The organism is Pseudomonas sp. LH21, from assembly GCF_036549575.1.
GTDB classification, from domain to species: Bacteria; Pseudomonadota; Gammaproteobacteria; order Pseudomonadales; family Pseudomonadaceae; genus Aquipseudomonas; species Aquipseudomonas peradeniyensis.
Map to the genome: position 1 here is coordinate 2,467,652 of NZ_CP144367.1, position 16,664 is coordinate 2,484,315.

Sequence of the window (16,664 nt, forward strand, 5' to 3'; positions counted from 1 at the left end):
TGGCGGGCTCAGGGATCCTGCGGATCATGCCCCAGCGATTGCAGGAACAACGAGAACAACTCCGGTTGCGACGAAATATCCAGCTTGGCGTAGAGATGCCGGCGATGGACCTTGATGGTTTCCGGGGAGATGGCCAGGCGCTCTGCCATGGCCTTGGATGAATACCCCCGCAGGATCAGCCGGGCGATCTCCAGCTCGCGCTCCGACAATACCTTGGCCCCGAACAGGCTCATGGCATCGCGCACCTGATGGGCCATGCCTGCCACGGGCGCTGGGCGCAGGCTCTGCTGCAGCCAGTGCTGGGCCATCAGCGCGACCACCCACGGGCACACCACCGCCAGCAAGCCATGGCTGGCGCTGTCGAACCGCTCGCGGCGTCCCAGCGACAGCGACAGGGCGCCACTGTCAGCCAACTGCACGATGAACTGCACCTCGTCTTCCAGCACATGGTCGTGGAAGTACTTGAGGTAGTACTCGCTCTGGCGGAACTGGTCTGGTGCCACTTCCTCGAGCCGGTGCAGACCGTCGCCGATGCGCTCCTGGCAGGCCTGGTAGAACGGGTCGAGCTGGTACAGGCCGCTCAGGTACAGGGCCATGGCTTCGGGGTTGCCTTCACCCCGGGCATCGAAGATCTCCAGCGCCCGGGGCAGGCCGGCGCGGGGGTAGAACATCGCCAGCGCATTGTCGAACGCCAGCCACTGCTGCAACAGCAGGATCAACTGGCGCCAGAAGCGTGGCTGACCGATCTGCTCGACGGTGCGGGCGAGGCCTGCGTGAGTGCTGGCTTCGGTGAACAGGTTGTGCATGAGACCCCATTGCTGGCGACTGTTACGAGTCAGTTGACTGGAATGAGGGGGCGTGGGAGCGGGCTTGCCCCGCGATATTGCAGGGTTGCCTGACGCTACGCCATCGCGGGGCCAGCCCGCTCCCACAAGATTTGACCTGCGATTGCGCAGTCTTGTGAGGTTTCCCGCTCCCCGTCAAGAGGCGTACCCCCTTTAGGTAATTGGCCCAATCGCTGCGCCAGCCTACATTCCAGCCCAGGTCCAGCGGCCGCGTGACCGGTTTTCCCCTCACAACCAATAACAACCAGAGGAAAAACGCCATGAGCTCCAGCGCAGCGCCCACGGGCGCACTCCAGCAACGGCTGGGGGTGTTCGACGTGGTCGCCATCACCGTGTCGGCGGTGACCCCGGCCAGTTCCGTGTTCGTCATCGCCCCGTTCGCCATCCAGCAGGCCGGCAGCGGCGCCTTTCTCTCGTTCATCATGGCCGCAGTCCTGGCGCTGATGTTCGCCTGGTGCTACGCCGAGCTGGGGCGTGCCCACAGCTCCGCCGGTGGCGAATACGTGTACGCCAAGCGGGTGTTCGGCGGGCTGGCCGGCTACGCCACCTTCCTCACCGTGCTGGCCTCGATGCTGTTCATCCCGCCGGTGCTCGCCGCCGGTGCCGCCACCTACCTGAACAACGCCCTGGGCACCACGTTCGACACTCAGGCGGTAGCCCTGGTGATCGTGGTGTCGAGCTATGCGCTGGGCATTCTCAATATTCGCCTGAACGCCTGGATCACCGGGTTGTTCCTGTTCTGCGAAGTCGCCGCGCTGCTGGTGATCGTGACCCTGGGTTTCGGCAACGCCAGCCAGCCGGTGGCGAGCCTGCTGCAACCGCAGATGCTCGAGCAGGGCAGCCTGGTCGTCGCGCCCTGGGCGCTGGTGCTGGGGGCGGTGGGCATGGCCCTGTTCGCCTTCAACGGCTACGGTGGCGCGGTGCTGCTGGCCGAGGACATGAAGGACCGTGGCCGTACCGTGCACCGGGCGGTGCTGTGGTCGTTGGTGGTCGTGGTGGCGATCGAGGTGATTCCGCTGGCGGCGCTGCTGATCGGCGCGCCGTCGCTGCGGGCGATGCTGGCCAGCGGCGACCCGATCGGCTACCTGCTCACCGCCCACGGTAACCAGACCCTGGCGCGGCTGGTGAGTGCCGGGATCTTCCTCTCGGTGTTCAACGCCATCGTCGCCATCGTCATCCAGGTCGGCCGGGTGGTGTACAGCAGCGGCCGCGATGCGATCTGGACGCCCACCCTCAACCGTGCCTTCACGCTGATTCATCCACGCTGGGAGTCGCCGTGGCTGGCGACCCTGTTCCTGGCCGTGCCGTCGGCGTTGCTGAGCCTGTCCGGCAGCCTGGAACAACTGACTTCGTTCACCGTGCTGCTGTTGCTGCTGATCTACCTGGTGGTGGCGGCCTGCGCGCTGTGCAGCCGGGTACTGCGACGCGACCGCGAGCACCCGTACCGCATGCCGCTGTGGCCATTGCCGGCCCTGCTGGCGGTCAGCGGCGCCGGCTGGCTGCTGGTGACCTTGCTACGCGAAGCGTCGCTGCGCGACCTGTCGATCATTCTCGGGCTGCTGGCCGTGTCGGTGACGCTGTACAGCACCCACGGCCGGCTCAGCCCGACCTTCCAGAAATTATGAGCAACCAAGGAGTACACATGCGTGCGCGTCAACTGGGCATCACCCTCGGCCACGGCACCCCGGGCCCGTTCAATGCCATCACCGACGTACCGGGAGTACGGGTCGGCCACAGCACCCTGATCGATGAACAACGCCCGGCGCCGATCCGCACCGGGGTGACCCTGATCGAGCCGCGTGCGGGCGCGGCCCGGCAGCAGCCGTGCTTCGCCGGTTGCCATGTGCTCAACGGCAACGGCGACGCCACGGGGCTGGAGTGGATCCGCGAGGCCGGGCTGTTGACCACGCCGATCGCCATCACCAACACCCACAGTGTCGGCGTGGTGCGCGACGCGCTGATCGCCGCCGAGCGCGAGCGTCTGCCGGACGACGCGGTGTACTGGTGCATGCCGGTGGTGATGGAAACCTACGATGGCCTGCTCAATGACATCTGGGGCCAGCACGTGACGCCGGCGCAGGTGCGCCAGGCGCAGCAGGCCGCGGAGTCAGGCCCGGTACAGGAAGGCCCGGTGGGTGGCGGCACGGGGATGATCTGCCACGAGTTCAAGGGTGGCATCGGCACCGCCTCGCGGCGCCTGGAGGACGGGCAGGGGGGCTGGACCGTCGGTGTCCTGGTGCAGGCCAACCATGGCCAGCGGCGCGAGCTGCGGGTTGATGGGTATCCGGTCGGGCGCCAGCTGGGGCATCTGCCGTCGCCCTTCGCCGAGGCCGAGACGGGCACCCCGGGCATGGGCTCGATCGTGGTGGTGATCGCCACCGACGCCCCCTTGCTGCCGCACCAGTGCCAGCGCCTGGCGCAGCGGGCGTCGATCGGCATCGCCCGTACCGGCGGCGGTACCGAGGACTCCAGTGGGGATATCTTCCTGGCGTTTTCCACCGGCAACCAGGATCTGCCCGCGGCGGACTATGCGCGCAAGGGACTGGCGCAGTGCACGGCGGTGCGCATGCTCAACAACGACCATATCTCGGCGCTGTTCATGGCGGCGGCGGAAGCGGTGGAGGAGGCGATCGTCAATGCCTTGCTGGCGGGGAGGACGATGCAGGGCAAGGGCGGGGTGGTGGTGCCGGCTCTGGAGGGGGATTTGCTGTTGACGGCGTTGCACGAGGCGGGGTGGAAGCCTCGCAACTAGCGTAATGACCATCGCGGGGCAAGCCCGCTCCCACAGATCCTGTGCCGGCTGCTGGCTACGGGCGTGGGAGCGGGCTTGCCCCGCGATGAGGTTGTCTGCTGTCTAGCGGGCTCCAGCCAACACGGCACTACCACCCCGCGATACCCGCAACGCCACCAGGCTGCCAACCACGATCAACCCCGCCAGCGCATACAGCGCTGCATCGGTCGAACCGGTCTGGTCCTTGATGAACCCCACCAGGTAAGGGCTGAGGAAACCGGCCATCTGCCCCACCGAGTTGATGATCGCCAGGCCCGCCACGGCGGTGCCGGCGGTCAGCAGCGCGGTCGGCATCGGCCAGAACATCGGCAGGCCGGTCAGCGCGCCCATGGTGGCGATGGACAGGCCGAGGATGGCGATGGGCGGGTTGCCGGCGAAGTTCACCGCGATCAGCAGGCCCACGGCACCCATCAGCATCGGCACCACAAGGTGCCAGCGGCGCTCGTTGCGCAGGTCCGCCGAGCGACCGACCAGGATCATGAACACCCCGGCCAGCAGGTACGGGATGGCGCTCAGCCAGCCGATCAGCAGCGGGTTGTCGAAGCCCATGTTCTTGATGATCGACGGCAGCCAGAAGTTGATGGCGTAGACGCCGCTCTGGATGCAGAAGTAGACGAAACCGAAGGTCCAGATCAGCGGGTTGGTCAGCACCGACAGCACGCTGTCACCGCGGGTGGCCGGCTTGCTGGCGGCGTCGGCCTTGAGGTCCGCCTCGATCAGCTGGCGCTCGGCCGGGCTCAGCCACTTGGCGGTCTGGTAGCCGTCGCTGAGCAGCACGATGGCCAGCGCGCCGAGCACCACGGTGGGCAGCCCCTGGATCAGGAACATCCACTGCCAGCCGGCCAGGCCATGCTGGCCGGCGGCGAAGTGCTCGAGGATCCAGCCGGAGAACGGTCCGCCGAGCAGGCCGGACACCGGGATCGCTGACATGAACAGGGCCATGATGCGGCCGCGGCGGTCCGCCGGGAACCAGCGCGAGAGGTACAGCACCACGCCGGGGAAGAAGCCTGCCTCGGCGGCGCCGGTGAGCAGGCGCAGGGCATAGAACTCGGTGGGGGTGGTGACGAACAGCAGGCAGGTGGACAGGCTGCCCCAGGCGATCATCATCAGCGCGATCCAGCGCCGCGGGCCGAAGCGGTTGAGCGCCAGGTTGCTGGGCAGGCCGCAGAGCACGTAGCCGATGAAGAAGATACCGGCGCCGAGGCCGTACACGGTTTCGCTGAATTTCAGCGCGTCGAGCATCTGCAGCTTGGCGAAGCCGACGTTGACGCGGTCCAGGTAATTGAACAGGTAGCAGATGAAAATGAACGGAATCAGCCGCAGGGTGATGCGCCGGTACAGCGCGTTGCGGGTGATCTCGATGCCTTGGTCAGGGGCGGGGCTGTGTGCCATGATCGGGTTCTCTGTTGTTATGGTTGTCACCGCGTCGCCTGTGCCGGCGCTCGCCTTGAGCAGTCTCGGGGAGTGTAGCGCGGCTGTCTTTGTGCTTTTGCACAGCTTCAGGTAAAGGCTGCTGTGCCGCCGACCAAAGTCCCAAAGCCTAGGCTTAGACCCAAGGACCCTTACATGTTCGAGCTGGACCACGACCTGGCCCAGGACATCGTCAACCGGGCGATGGCCATCCTGCCGTGCAACGTCAACGTGATGGACAGCCAGGGCCTGATCCTCGGCAGTGGCGAGCCCGATCGTATCAATACCCGCCACGAAGGCGCGCAGCTGGTGCTGGCCAACGGCCGCATCGTCGAGCTGGACGGGGAGGCGGCCAAGTGCCTGAAGGGCGTGCAGCCTGGCGTCAACCTGCCGCTGATGCTCGATGGCCGGCTGATCGGCGTACTGGGGCTGACCGGTGATCCGCAGCAACTGCGCACCTACGGGGAACTGGTGCGCATGACCGCCGAGATGCTGCTGGCCCAGCGTCACCTGCAGGTGGAACAGCAATGGCGCCGCCAGCGCTGTGACGACCTGCTGGCGCTGCTGCTGGGCGGCAGCGGTGAGTCACCGCGCCTGGTCGACGAGGCCCAGCAACTGGGGCTCAAGCCCAACCTGCCACGGATTCCCTGCCTGTTCGAGCTGCGCGCCGGGCCGCCAGCCGAGGCCCTGTCGGCCTGGCTGATGAGCCGCTATCCGGACAGCTGGTGCGTCAGCCCCGCGCGCCAGTCGCTGTTGTGGTGCCGCCCTGCGGGCGTGGTGCTGGATGAGCCGCGCCTGTTCGAGCGCCTGCTGCGCCATGGCTGGGACGTCGAGCGCCTGGCACTGGGCAGCCCGGCGCAGAGCCTGGAGCAATTGCGCCGTGGTTACCGGCGGGTGCGCGACCTGCTGGCCTATGGCCGGGAAGTGCTGCCCGATGAGCGTCTGCTGAGCCTGGCGCGCTACCGCCTGCCGGCGCTGCTCTGGCGGCATCGCAACGATGATGCGCTGGATGAGCTGCTCGAACCGTTGCAGCGCATCCGCGCCAGGGATGCCAGCGGCCAGCTGCTGCTCACCCTGCGCGCCTGGTGCGCCCATGATGGTCAGAGCCAAGCCTGTGCCGAGGCGCTGGGGATCCATCGCAACAGCCTGCGTTATCGGCTGGAGCGGATCGCCGAGCTGGGGGAGGTGGATCCGTTGCGGATGGAGGGGATGCTGAGCCTGTATTTGGGGTTGCAGTTGTTGCCGGCAAAGGGGCTGTAGAGGCATCCGCCCAATCAACGCCCCTGCGTTTTGTGCATCCGACCGAGGCTGGCGTGGCGTACACCTGTCAGCATGCGCGACAACAGGACAGGAGAATCCCCATGAAGATTGTCATCGCCCCCGATTCGTTCAAGGACAGCCTCGATGCTGCCGGTGTCGCCCGCGCCATCGCCGCCGGCCTGGCCGAGGTGTGGCCGGCGGCCGAGTGCATCGAATGCCCGATGGCCGATGGCGGCGAAGGCACCATGGAGGCGATCGTCGCTGCCAGCCATGGCGAACTGCGCCGCCAGGTGGTGCGCGGCCCGTTGGGTGAGCCGGTCGAGGCGGGTTGGGGCTGGCTGGCCGAGAGCCGCACGGCGGTGATCGAGATGGCCCAGGCCAGTGGCATCCAGCTGGTGCCCAACGGCCAGCGCGACGCTTGTCGCAGCAGCACCTGGGGCACCGGCGAACTGGTGGCGGCGGCGTTGGCGGCCGGTGCCTCGCGCATCGTCCTGGCCATCGGCGGCAGCGCCACCAACGACGGTGGCAGCGGCATGTTGCGGGCGTTGGGCCTGCGCTTGCTGGATGCCCAGGGCGAGCCGTTGGCCGAGGGCGGACTGGCCCTGGCGCAATTGGCGCGCATCGACGCCGGCGACCTGGACCCACGCCTGGCGCAGGTCCAGGTGGAGGTTGCCGCCGATGTCGACAACCCGCTGTGCGGTGACAACGGCGCCTCGGCAATTTTCGGCCCGCAGAAGGGCGCCAACCCTGAGCAGGTGCAGGCCCTTGACCGGGCCCTGGCGCATTTTGCCGATCATTGCGCGGGTTTACTCGGCAGGGATGTGCGTGACGAGCCGGGTAGCGGCGCGGCCGGGGGCATGGGGTTTGCCGCCAAGGCGTTCATGGGCGCGCAGTTCCGCCCGGGCGTCGAGGTGGTTGCCGAGCTGGCCGGGCTCGATGGGCTGGTGCAGGGGGCGGACCTGGTGATTACCGGTGAAGGGCGTTTCGATGCCCAGACCCTGCGTGGCAAGACGCCGCTTGGGGTGGCGCGGGTGGCCAAGCGTCATGGCGTGCCGGTGGTGGTGTTGGCGGGGACCCTGGGGGCTGGATATGAGCAGTTGTATGCGCAGGGTATCGATGCGGCCTTTGCCTTGGCCAGTGGGCCGATGAGCCTGGAGCGGGCTTGTGCCGAGGCGGGTGGGTTGCTGAAGGCGCGGGCCGGGGATTTGGCGAGGTTGTGGCAGGTGGCGCGGGAGCGCTGATGGGGCCATGCCTGGCGATTGTTGTTGTTGTTGTTGTTGTTGTTGTTGGATGGTTTTGTAAGTTGTATGCGCATTCATTTGTGATGTCGACGCTTATTCACCTTTCCGCCCTTACGGCGGGTTACTTTGGTCTTGGCCAAAGTAACCAAAGCCGTTGCGCTCCATTCATCCGGCCCTACGCTTCGCTCCGGGTTCCCTCACTCCGGCCTTGCTCCCGGGAGGACCGCGCTGCAGGGCCCATCCTGGGCCCCAGCGCTTGACGGGCATCCATGCCCGTCACCTCCCTCCGCAAGTCCTGCGTTCGGCCTCCTGAAGTCGCGAAGTTACGAGCGGCGCCTGGGCTGGCGCAGCTGTCGCTAGTTGGAGATTAATTAATCTCTCGATCGTTTCGCGGGGCAAGCCCGCTCCCACGCAATAGTCGACGTTATATAACCCTGTAGGAGCGGGCTTGCCCCGCGAAAGGGCCGGAACAGCAAATATATAATTAACGGTCAAACAACTAACTTCGCATCTCTTGCTCTTGCTCTTGCTTCTAAGCGCGCGATAGTCCAGGCGCCGCCAATTGCGACTTCAGGAGGCCGAGCGGAGTTCTTGCGGAGGGAGGTGACGGCCATGGATGGCCGTCAAGCGCTGCGCCCCAGGATGGGGCGTTCAGCGCGGTCCTCCCGGGAGCAAGAACGGAGCGAGGGAACCCCGGAGCGAAGCGCAGGGGCCGGATGAACGGAGCGGGGCGGCTTTGGTTACTTTGGCCAAGACCAAAGTAACCCGCCGTAAGGGCGGAAAGGTGACTAAATGTCGATATCTTCTACGAATGCGCACACAAAAATCAAAAAAATCACCCAAGAGCCTTCAGGCAATAAACTCCGACTCCCCACCCCCCCGTACCTCCCCATCATCCTGCCGAACACTGAGCACCACAGCCCCCCCACACAACCCAATCAACCCCACACTGGCCACCAGGATATCCCCCATCCCCATCCCGGCAAGCAGCAAAATCAGACTGATCCTAAACAGTGTGGTCATGGCCATCTCCAAGGCAGGGCGAACGAACTCCGTAAAACACCATAACCCCGCAGCCCCCCATGTACAGCGCCAGGGCAAGCGTTTGGCACTGAATCCACCCGCTTTGGCAGAAAGCCCGTCACTTGACGCCACCCCCCATCCCTGATTTCATTGAAACCGTTTTCATCAACCCTGCAAAAGCGCAAACAAGAAGGAAACAGGGTGAACAAAGAGCCAACATCCGTCCGTGGTCGGGTCACCATCAGCGAGGTCGCCAAGGCCGCCGGCGTTTCCAAGGCCACGGTCTCGCGCTACATGGGCGAAGACCGGCAGCTGCTCGCCGAAGCCACCGCGCAACGCATCGAGGCCGTCGTCGAACGCCTCGGCTACCGCCCCAACCGCATGGCCAGCGCCCTCAAGCGCGGTCGTACCGGGTTGATCGGCATGCTCCTGGCGGATATCCGCAACCCTTACTCGGTGGCGGTGATGCACGGCGTCGAGACTGCCTGCCGCCAGCACGGCTACAGCCTGGTGGTGTGCAACACCGACTACGACGACGACCAGGAACGCAGCCATCTGCAAGCCCTGCAGTCGTACAACGTCGACGGCCTGATCGTGAACACCCTCGGCCACCGCGCCGACGAGCTGGCCAAGTTGGCCCGCGACCTGCCGATGGTGCTGGTCGACCGGCAACTGGCCGGCCTGGCCGTCGACCTGGTGGGGCTGGACAACACCGATGCTGTCGAACAGGCCCTCGATCACCTGCAGCGTTGCGGTTATCGCGACATCCTCGCCGTGACCGAGCCGCTCGACGGCACCAGCTCCCGCCAGGAGCGGGTTGACGCTTTCCAGGCCTCCATCGCCCGACGCCGTGGCCTGCGTGGGCAGGTGCTGGGGGTGGGGGCGGACCTTTCGGAGCAGTTGGACAGTTTCATCGCCGGGGCAGGGCACGGCCCGCAGGCCTTGTTCACCTGCAACGGCGTTGCCACCCTGGAGGTGGTGCGTGCGCTGCACAGCCGCGGCGGGGTGTTGTTCCAGGACGTGGGCCTGCTTGCGCTCGACGAGCTGGACTGGTACCCGCTGGTGGGCAGCGGCATCACCGCCCTGGCCCAGCCCACCGGGCGGATCGGTGCCGCAGCGTTCCAGTGCCTGCTGGAACGCCTGCAAGGCAGCGGTTCGCCGGCGCGGCGCCTGGATTTGCAAGCCGAGCTGATTCCGCGAGGCTCCACCCGATCACAAGCATGACGGCGTCCTTGACGCCGTTGCTGCTGGCGAAAAATGAAACCGGTTTCATCTACAAGAACAAGGACCACACACATGCAAACGCCCATTGTCTCCATCAGCTTGTCGAGTTTCGGTGCCGATGCCGTGCGGCGCCTGGGTCAGGCCAGCTACCTGCCGTTGCTGGCCGCCGCCGGTGCGCGGCGGGTGGAATGGCGTGAGGAACTGTTCGACGCCACGCCCGCTGCCGCCACGCTGGCCAACCTGGCCGCCGAGCATGGCCTGCAGAGCCTTTACTCCACGCCACTGGAGCTGTGGCGCGAGGACGGCAGCCTGGAGCCGGCCATTGCCCAGCGCCTGCAACTGGCAAGCGAAATCGGCGCGGTGGCGCTGAAGGTGTCGCTGGGGCATTACCAGCCAGGCTGTGACTTGCAAGCCCTGGCGCCGTTGTTGGGGCACAAGGCAGCGCTGTATGTGGAAAACGACCAGACGCCTCACGGCGGACGGCTGCAGGTCCTGGAACGATTCTTCCGCGAGGCGCAGGAAAAGGGCGTGGCACCGGGCATGACCTTCGATATCGGTAACTGGTACTGGCATGACGAGTCGCCGCTGCTGGCGGCACGACTGCTGGGCCGCTGGGTGCGCTACGTGCACTGCAAGGCCGTGGCGCGGCGTGCCGACGGACGTCTGGTCGCGGTCGTGCCCCAGGCGCTTGACCTGGCCGAGTGGCGCGAACTGATGACGCATTTTGCCCCGGACCTGCCGCGAGCCATCGAGTACCCCTTGGCCGGGGACGACCTGCTGGCGCTGACCGCGCGGCAGGTCGCGCAACTGGCGCAGCTGGAAGGGCAGGTGTGCCATGGCTGAGCGCGACGTCCTGTGTTTCGGTGAAACCATGGCCATGTTCGTGGCCGCGCAGCCGGGCGAGCTGGCCCGGGTCGAGGGTTTCGGCAAGCGCATTGCCGGTGCCGACAGCAACGTGGCGATCGGCCTGGCGCGCCTGGGCCTGGGGGTGCGCTGGCTGAGCCGGGTCGGTAACGACTCGCTCGGTGCCTTCGTGCTCGACACCCTGCGCCAGGAAGGGCTGGACTGTTCGAGCGTCGAGATCGATGACGAGCACCCCACCGGGTTCCAGCTCAAGGAACGCTGCGATGATGGCCGCGATCCGCAAGTCGAGTATTTCCGCCGTGGCTCGGCGGCCAGCCGGTTGTCGCCTGCCCAGATGCAGCCCGCGTTGCTGCAAGCCCGGCACCTGCATGCCACCGGCATTCCGCCGGCCTTGTCGGCCAGCTGCCGCGCGCTCTGCCACCAGTTGCTGGACGACATGCGCGCCAATGGCCGCAGCATTTCCTTCGACCCCAACCTGCGGCCTTCGCTATGGCCGGACCGTCCGACCATGGTGCGTGAGATCAATGCCCTGGCGTTCAAGGCCGACTGGGTGCTGCCGGGGCTTGAGGAGGGGCGCCTGCTCAGCGGTCGCCAGTCGCCGCAGGCCATCGCCGAGTTCTACCTGGAGCAGGGTGTGCAATACGTGGCCATCAAGCTTGGCGCCGAAGGCGCCTACTGGCGCGATGCCAAGGGTGAACACGGGGTAGTCCCGGGTTTTCCGGTGGCCCGGGTAGTCGACACCGTGGGCGCGGGCGATGCCTTCGCCGTCGGCGTGATCAGCGCCTTGCTCGAGGGTTTGCCGCTGCGCCGGGCCGTGGCCCGGGGCAACTGGTGCGGCAGTCGCGCGGTACAGAGCCGGGGCGACATGGAAGGCTTGCCGCAACGCCACGAACTGGACCTGCACGAAAACGCTTCGATCCAACCACGCTGAATCGCCGGACCGTCCGGCACCTGATGTGACAAGAACAACAAGACCAGGAGAATCCCCATGCAGCTTGATCGACTCGCTCCCAGACGCTGGTGGTACATCATGCCCATCGTCTTCATCACCTACAGCCTGGCCTACCTCGACCGGGCCAACTATGGCTTCGCCGCGGCCTCGGGCATGGCCGACGACCTGAAGATCACCCCGGCGCTGTCGTCGCTGCTCGGCGCGCTGTTCTTCCTCGGCTACTTCTTCTTCCAGGTGCCGGGCGCCCTCTACGCGCAAAAACGCAGCGTGAAGAAGCTTATCTTCGCCAGTCTGATCCTCTGGGGCGGCCTGGCGACGCTGACCGGCGTGGTCCACGACGTCTACCTGCTGATCGTCATCCGCTTCCTGCTGGGCGTGGTGGAGGCGGCGGTGATGCCGGCCATGCTCATCTACCTCTGCCACTGGTTCACCCGCGCCGAGCGCTCACGGGCCAACACCTTCCTGATCCTCGGCAACCCGGTGACCATCCTGTGGATGTCGGTGGTTTCGGGTTACCTGGTGCAGCAGTTCGACTGGCGCTGGATGTTCATCATCGAAGGCGCGCCGGCGATTCTCTGGGCGTTCATCTGGTGGCGCCTGGTGGATGACCGTCCGGAGCAGGCCAAGTGGCTGGACGCCCGCGAGAAGGCGGCGCTGCGCCAGGCGCTGGACGCCGAGCAGCAGGGCATCAAGCCGGTGAAGAACTACCGCGAGGCGTTCCGCTCGCCCACCGTGCTGATCCTGTCGCTGCAGTACTTCTGCTGGAGCATCGGCGTGTACGGCTTCGTGCTCTGGCTGCCGTCGATCCTCAAGCAGGCGGCGGCGCTGGACATCGTTACCGCCGGCTGGCTGTCGGCGGTGCCGTACCTGGGGGCGGTGGTGGCCATGCTCGGGGTGTCCTGGGCCTCGGATCGCCTGCAGAAGCGCAAGCGTTTCGTCTGGCCGCCGCTGCTGATCGCCGCCCTGGCGTTCTATGGCTCGTACAGCCTGGGCACCGAGCATTTCTGGTGGTCCTACGCCTTGCTGGTGATCGCCGGGGCCTGCATGTACGCGCCCTACGGGCCGTTCTTCGCCATCGTCCCCGAGCTGCTGCCAGCCAACGTCGCCGGGGGCGCCATGGCGCTGATCAACAGCATGGGCGCGCTGGGCTCGTTTTCCGGCTCGTGGCTGGTGGGCTACCTCAATGGCGCCACCGGCGGTCCCGGTGCCTCCTACCTGTTCATGTGCGTGGCGCTGCTGCTGGCCGTGGCCCTGACCGCAGTTCTCAACCCCTTGCAACAGACACGCCGGCAAAGCCTGGCGCCCAGCCAATAGGTAACGTGCAATGAAGAAACGCATCGTCCTCTACAAACGCCTCTCCGACACGCTCATGGGCCGCCTGCAGGCGCATGCCGAGGTGACCCTGGTCGAATCGCCCAGTGCCGACGGCCTCGCTCGGCTGCGTGCGGCGCTGCCGGGCGCCCACGGGCTGCTCGGCGCCAGCCTGCGCCTGGACGCCCCCTTGCTCGACCTGGCGCCGCAGCTGGAAGTGGTCTCCAGCGTCTCGGTCGGCGTCGACAACTACGATATCGACGCCTTCGACCATCGCGGCGTGCTGCTGACCAACACCCCCGACGTGCTCACCGAAACCACCGCCGACACCGGCTTCGCCCTGATCCTTGCCTGTGCCCGGCGCGTCGTCGAGCTCGACGGCTGGATCCGTGCCGGCCACTGGCAGGCGGGCATCGGGCCGGCGCAGTTCGGTTGCGACGTGCAGGGCAAGACCCTGGGCATCGTCGGCATGGGCCGTATTGGCGAAGCCCTGGCCCGCCGCGCCCATGCAGGCTTCGGCATGCGCGTGCTGTACCACACCCGCCAGCCGCGGCCCGAGGTGGAGGCGCGGTTTGCCGCCGCGCATCGCAGCCTGGAGGCCTTGCTGGCCGAGTCCGATTTCGTCTGCCTGTGCCTGCCGCTGACCGCCGCGACCGAGAACCTGATCGGCGCGCCGCAGCTGGCGCTGATGAAGCCGTCGGCAATCCTGGTGAACATTTCCCGTGGCCGGGTGCTGGACGAAGCTGCGTTGTTCCAGGTCCTGGCCGAGCGGCGCATTCGCGGCGCCGGCCTGGACGTGTTCGTGCGCGAGCCGTTGCCGGCCGATTCACCGTTGCTGCAACTGGACAACCTGGTGGTGACGCCGCACATCGGCTCGGCCACCGAGGAGACCCGCGAGGCCATGGCCCGCTGCGCGGTGGACAACCTGTTGGCCGCCCTGGCCGGCGAGCGGCCGCAGAACCTGGTCAACCCGCTTGCCTGGTCGCGGCGAAACCCATGAGCGGGGCGAGCACTGCGCTCGCTCCGTGCTTGCCATAACAACAGCCCTTGCCCGATTCGATATCCCGGGGTCGCGCCGCGACCCTCTGGCAAAACAAGGCCGCTTCGTCGAGACAGCGCTGTCTCGGCCTGCGGCCCCGGGATCTCCATCGGTGAAAAGGGCGACGATTTCCGTATGACCTGATCAACAGAGAGACATCCTCATGTCCAAGGACCAACCCGCCTCCGTGCAACCGGCGCGACGGGCGTTCCTGCGCCAATCCCTGACCTTGATCCCGGTGGCGACCCTCGCCGGCACGGGACTGGGCGGCGCAGTGCTCGCCGACAGCGCCACCCCGGCACCCGCCGAACCGGCCCGACCGGCCCCGGCACGGGCCTACCAGCCAAGCTTCTTTACCCAGGAGGAGTGGGCTTTCGTCAGCGCCGCCGTGGCCGTGCTCATCCCCACCGACGCCCTCGGCCCCGGTGCGGCCGATGCCGGCGTGCCCGAGTTCATCGACCGTCAGCTCAACACCCGCTACGGCAGCGGCGGGCTGTGGTACATGCAGGGGCCATTCCGCCCCGACGCACCCAGCGAGCTGGGCTACCAGCTCAAGCTCAGTCCCCAGGAGATCTACCGGCTGGGCATCGCCGAAACCGACGCCTGGTGCCAGGCGCAGTTCGGCAAGGTGTTCGCCCAGCTCGGCCTTGAACAGCAGCAGCAGGTGCTCGAGGCCCTGGACGGCGGCAAGCCGGCCTTTGCCTCGGTGCCGGCGGCCACCTTCCTCGGCATGCTCTGGCTCAACACCCGCGAGGGCTTTTTCAGCGACCCCCTGCACGGCGGCAACCAGGGCCTGGCGGGCTGGAAGCTGGTCGGATTCCCCGGCGCCCGCGCCGATTTCATGGACTGGGTGGAGCGCGACGAGCGCTATCCCTTCCCGTCAGTGTCCATCAGCGGCGAGCGAGGTTGAGCCATGAGCCAAGTGATGAAGAAAGTCGATGTGGTCATCGTCGGGTTCGGCTGGGCCGGGGCGATCATGGCCAAGGAGCTGACCGAGGCCGGCCTGCAGGTGCTGGCCCTGGAGCGCGGCCCGGCCCGCGACACCTACCCGGACGGCGTCTATCCGCAGACCATGGACGAGCTGACCTACAACTCGCGCAAGAAGCTGTTCATGGACATCTCCCGCGAGACCGTGACCCTGCGCCACAGCGTCAACGACGTGGCCGTGCCGTACCGCCAGTTCGGCGCCTTCCTGCCCGGCACCGGCACGGGCGGAGCCGGGCTGCACTGGTCCGGAGTGCATTTTCGCGTCGACCCGGTGGAACTGCGCCTGCGCAGCCACTATGAGGAGCGCTACGGCAAGCGCTTCATTCCCGAAGGCATGACCATCCAGGACTTCGGCGTCAGCTATGAAGAGCTGGAGCCGTACTTCGATTTTGCCGAGAAGGTGTTCGGCACCTCCGGCACGGCCTGGTCGATCAAGGGCCAGGTGGTGGGCCGCGACAAGGGTGGCAACCCGTTCGCCGCCGACCGCTCCAGCGACTTCCCGCTGGCGGCGCAGAAGAACACCGTGTCGGCGCAGTTGTTCGAGAAGGCCGCCCGCGAGGTTGGCTACCACCCCTACAACCTGCCGTCGGCCAACACCTCCGGGCCCTACACCAACCCCTACGGCGCGCAGATGGGGCCGTGCAACTTCTGCGGCTACTGCAGCGGCTATGCCTGCTACATGTACTCCAAGGCCTCGCCCAACGTGAACATCCTCCCGGCCCTGCGCCAGGTGCCGAACTTCGAGCTGCGCAACAACGCCCATGTGCTGCGGGTCAACCTGACCAGCGACAAGCGCCTGGCCACCGGCGTGACCTACGTCGACAGCCAGGGGCGCGAGGTGGAGCAACCCGCCGACCTGGTGATCCTCGGCGCGTTCCAGTACAACAACGTGCGCCTGATGCTGCTCTCGGGCATCGGCAAGCCCTACGACCCGGTGAGCAACGAAGGGGTGGTCGGGCGCAACTTCGCCTACCAGAACATCTCCACCGTGACCGCGTTCTTCGACCGCGACAGCCACCACACCAACCCCTTCATCGGCGCCGGCGGCAACGGCGTGGCGGTGGACGACTTCAACGCCGACAACTTCGACCATGGCCCGCACGGCTTCGTTGGCGGTTCGCCGTTCTGGGTCAACCAGGCGGGCGCCAAGCCGATCTCCGGCACCAAGGTGCCGCCGGGCACGCCGAAATGGGGCAGCGGCTGGAAGGCCGCGGTGGCCGACAGCTACCGGCACATGCTGTCGATGGACGCCCATGGCGCGCATCAGTCCTACCGCGACAACTACCTCGATCTGGACCCGGTGTACAAGGATGCCTACGGCTTGCCCCTGCTGCGCATGACCTTCGACTGGAAGGACAACGACGTGAAGATGAACCGCTTCATGGTCGAGCGCATGGGCAAGATCGCCGAGGCCATGGGACCCAAGGCGATCAGCGCGGGCAAGAAAGCCTTCGGCCAGCACTTCGATGCCTCCACCTACCAGACCACCCACCTCAACGGCGGCGCGATCATGGGCACCGACCCGAAAACCAGCGCACTCAATCGCTACCTGCAGTGCTGGGACGTGCACAACGTGTTCGTGCCCGGCGCCTCGGCTTTCCCCCAGGGCCTGGGCTACAACCCCACCGGCCTGGTGGCGGCGCTGACCTACTGGTCGGCGCGGGCGATCCGCGAGCGCTACCTGAAGAACCCCGGTCCATTGGTGCAGGCATGAGGA

Annotated in this window: 14 protein-coding genes; 11 read left to right on the forward strand and 3 right to left on the reverse strand. The window is 66.8% G+C overall.

The annotated features are described in order from the left end of the window. Positions 1-8: 8 nt before the first annotated feature. A complete protein-coding gene (locus VUG52_RS11405; RefSeq protein WP_050706032.1) occupies positions 9-806 on the reverse strand; it encodes a helix-turn-helix transcriptional regulator in 798 nt (265 codons plus the stop codon). A 299-nt stretch (positions 807-1,105) separates the two neighbouring features. On the opposite strand from VUG52_RS11405, the gene VUG52_RS11410 reads away from it, so the two are divergent. Both VUG52_RS11410 and VUG52_RS11415 read left to right on the forward strand, forming a co-directional pair. Further along, the gene (locus VUG52_RS11410) at positions 1,106-2,470 is read left to right on the forward strand and encodes an APC family permease (protein WP_050706031.1); all 1,365 of its coding nucleotides are present in this window, start codon (positions 1,106-1,108) and stop codon (positions 2,468-2,470) included. A gap of 17 nt (positions 2,471-2,487) precedes the next feature. Then, the gene (locus tag VUG52_RS11415; protein WP_220690013.1) at positions 2,488-3,597 is read left to right on the forward strand and encodes a DmpA family aminopeptidase; all 1,110 of its coding nucleotides are present in this window, start codon (positions 2,488-2,490) and stop codon (positions 3,595-3,597) included. A 102-nt stretch (positions 3,598-3,699) separates the two neighbouring features. On the opposite strand, the gene VUG52_RS11420 is transcribed toward VUG52_RS11415, so the two are convergent. After that, positions 3,700-5,028, reverse strand: coding sequence for an MFS transporter (locus VUG52_RS11420; protein WP_050705635.1), 1,329 nt, complete (start codon positions 5,026-5,028; stop codon positions 3,700-3,702). Between the two features lie 174 nt (positions 5,029-5,202). Between VUG52_RS11420 and VUG52_RS11425 the strand changes: the two genes are divergently transcribed. Then, positions 5,203-6,306 carry a sugar diacid recognition domain-containing protein gene (locus VUG52_RS11425; RefSeq protein WP_050705636.1) on the forward strand — a complete coding sequence of 368 codons (1,104 nt, stop codon included), beginning with the start codon at positions 5,203-5,205 and terminating at the stop codon, positions 6,304-6,306. Between the two features lie 101 nt (positions 6,307-6,407). After that, positions 6,408-7,547, forward strand: a complete 1,140-nt coding sequence (locus tag VUG52_RS11430; RefSeq protein ID WP_050705637.1) for a glycerate kinase — start codon at positions 6,408-6,410, stop codon at positions 7,545-7,547. Positions 7,548-8,396: 849 nt separating this feature from the next. Here VUG52_RS11430 and VUG52_RS11435 read toward each other — a convergent pair. Continuing rightward, positions 8,397-8,570 carry a hypothetical protein gene (locus VUG52_RS11435; protein WP_220690015.1) on the reverse strand — a complete coding sequence of 58 codons (174 nt, stop codon included), beginning with the start codon at positions 8,568-8,570 and terminating at the stop codon, positions 8,397-8,399. Positions 8,571-8,771: 201 nt separating this feature from the next. Between VUG52_RS11435 and VUG52_RS11440 the strand changes: the two genes are divergently transcribed. The 7 genes from VUG52_RS11440 (at position 8,772) to VUG52_RS11470 (ending at position 16,661) form a co-directional block, all read left to right on the forward strand. Then, on the forward strand, positions 8,772-9,794 hold the full coding sequence (locus tag VUG52_RS11440) for a LacI family DNA-binding transcriptional regulator (RefSeq protein WP_050705807.1): 1,023 nt from the start codon (positions 8,772-8,774) through the stop codon (positions 9,792-9,794). A 72-nt stretch (positions 9,795-9,866) separates the two neighbouring features. Continuing rightward, entirely contained in the window at positions 9,867-10,637 is a 771-nt protein-coding gene (locus VUG52_RS11445; RefSeq protein ID WP_050705806.1) for a sugar phosphate isomerase/epimerase family protein, read from the forward strand. After that, positions 10,630-11,589 carry a sugar kinase gene (locus tag VUG52_RS11450; RefSeq protein ID WP_050705805.1) on the forward strand — a complete coding sequence of 320 codons (960 nt, stop codon included), beginning with the start codon at positions 10,630-10,632 and terminating at the stop codon, positions 11,587-11,589. The genes VUG52_RS11445 and VUG52_RS11450 overlap by 8 nt, the downstream gene beginning before the upstream one ends. Before the next feature lie 57 nt (positions 11,590-11,646). Beyond that, positions 11,647-12,924 (forward strand): MFS transporter, encoded by a 1,278-nt coding sequence (locus tag VUG52_RS11455; RefSeq protein ID WP_050705804.1) that lies wholly within the window; start codon positions 11,647-11,649, stop codon positions 12,922-12,924. A 10-nt stretch (positions 12,925-12,934) separates the two neighbouring features. After that, on the forward strand, positions 12,935-13,921 hold the full coding sequence (locus VUG52_RS11460) for a 2-hydroxyacid dehydrogenase (RefSeq protein WP_050705803.1): 987 nt from the start codon (positions 12,935-12,937) through the stop codon (positions 13,919-13,921). A 202-nt stretch (positions 13,922-14,123) separates the two neighbouring features. Continuing rightward, a complete protein-coding gene (locus VUG52_RS11465) occupies positions 14,124-14,870 on the forward strand; it encodes a gluconate 2-dehydrogenase subunit 3 family protein (protein WP_050705802.1) in 747 nt (248 codons plus the stop codon). A gap of 3 nt (positions 14,871-14,873) precedes the next feature. Beyond that, the gene (locus VUG52_RS11470) at positions 14,874-16,661 is read left to right on the forward strand and encodes a GMC family oxidoreductase (protein WP_331832982.1); all 1,788 of its coding nucleotides are present in this window, start codon (positions 14,874-14,876) and stop codon (positions 16,659-16,661) included. The last annotated feature ends 3 nt before the right edge of the window (positions 16,662-16,664 follow it).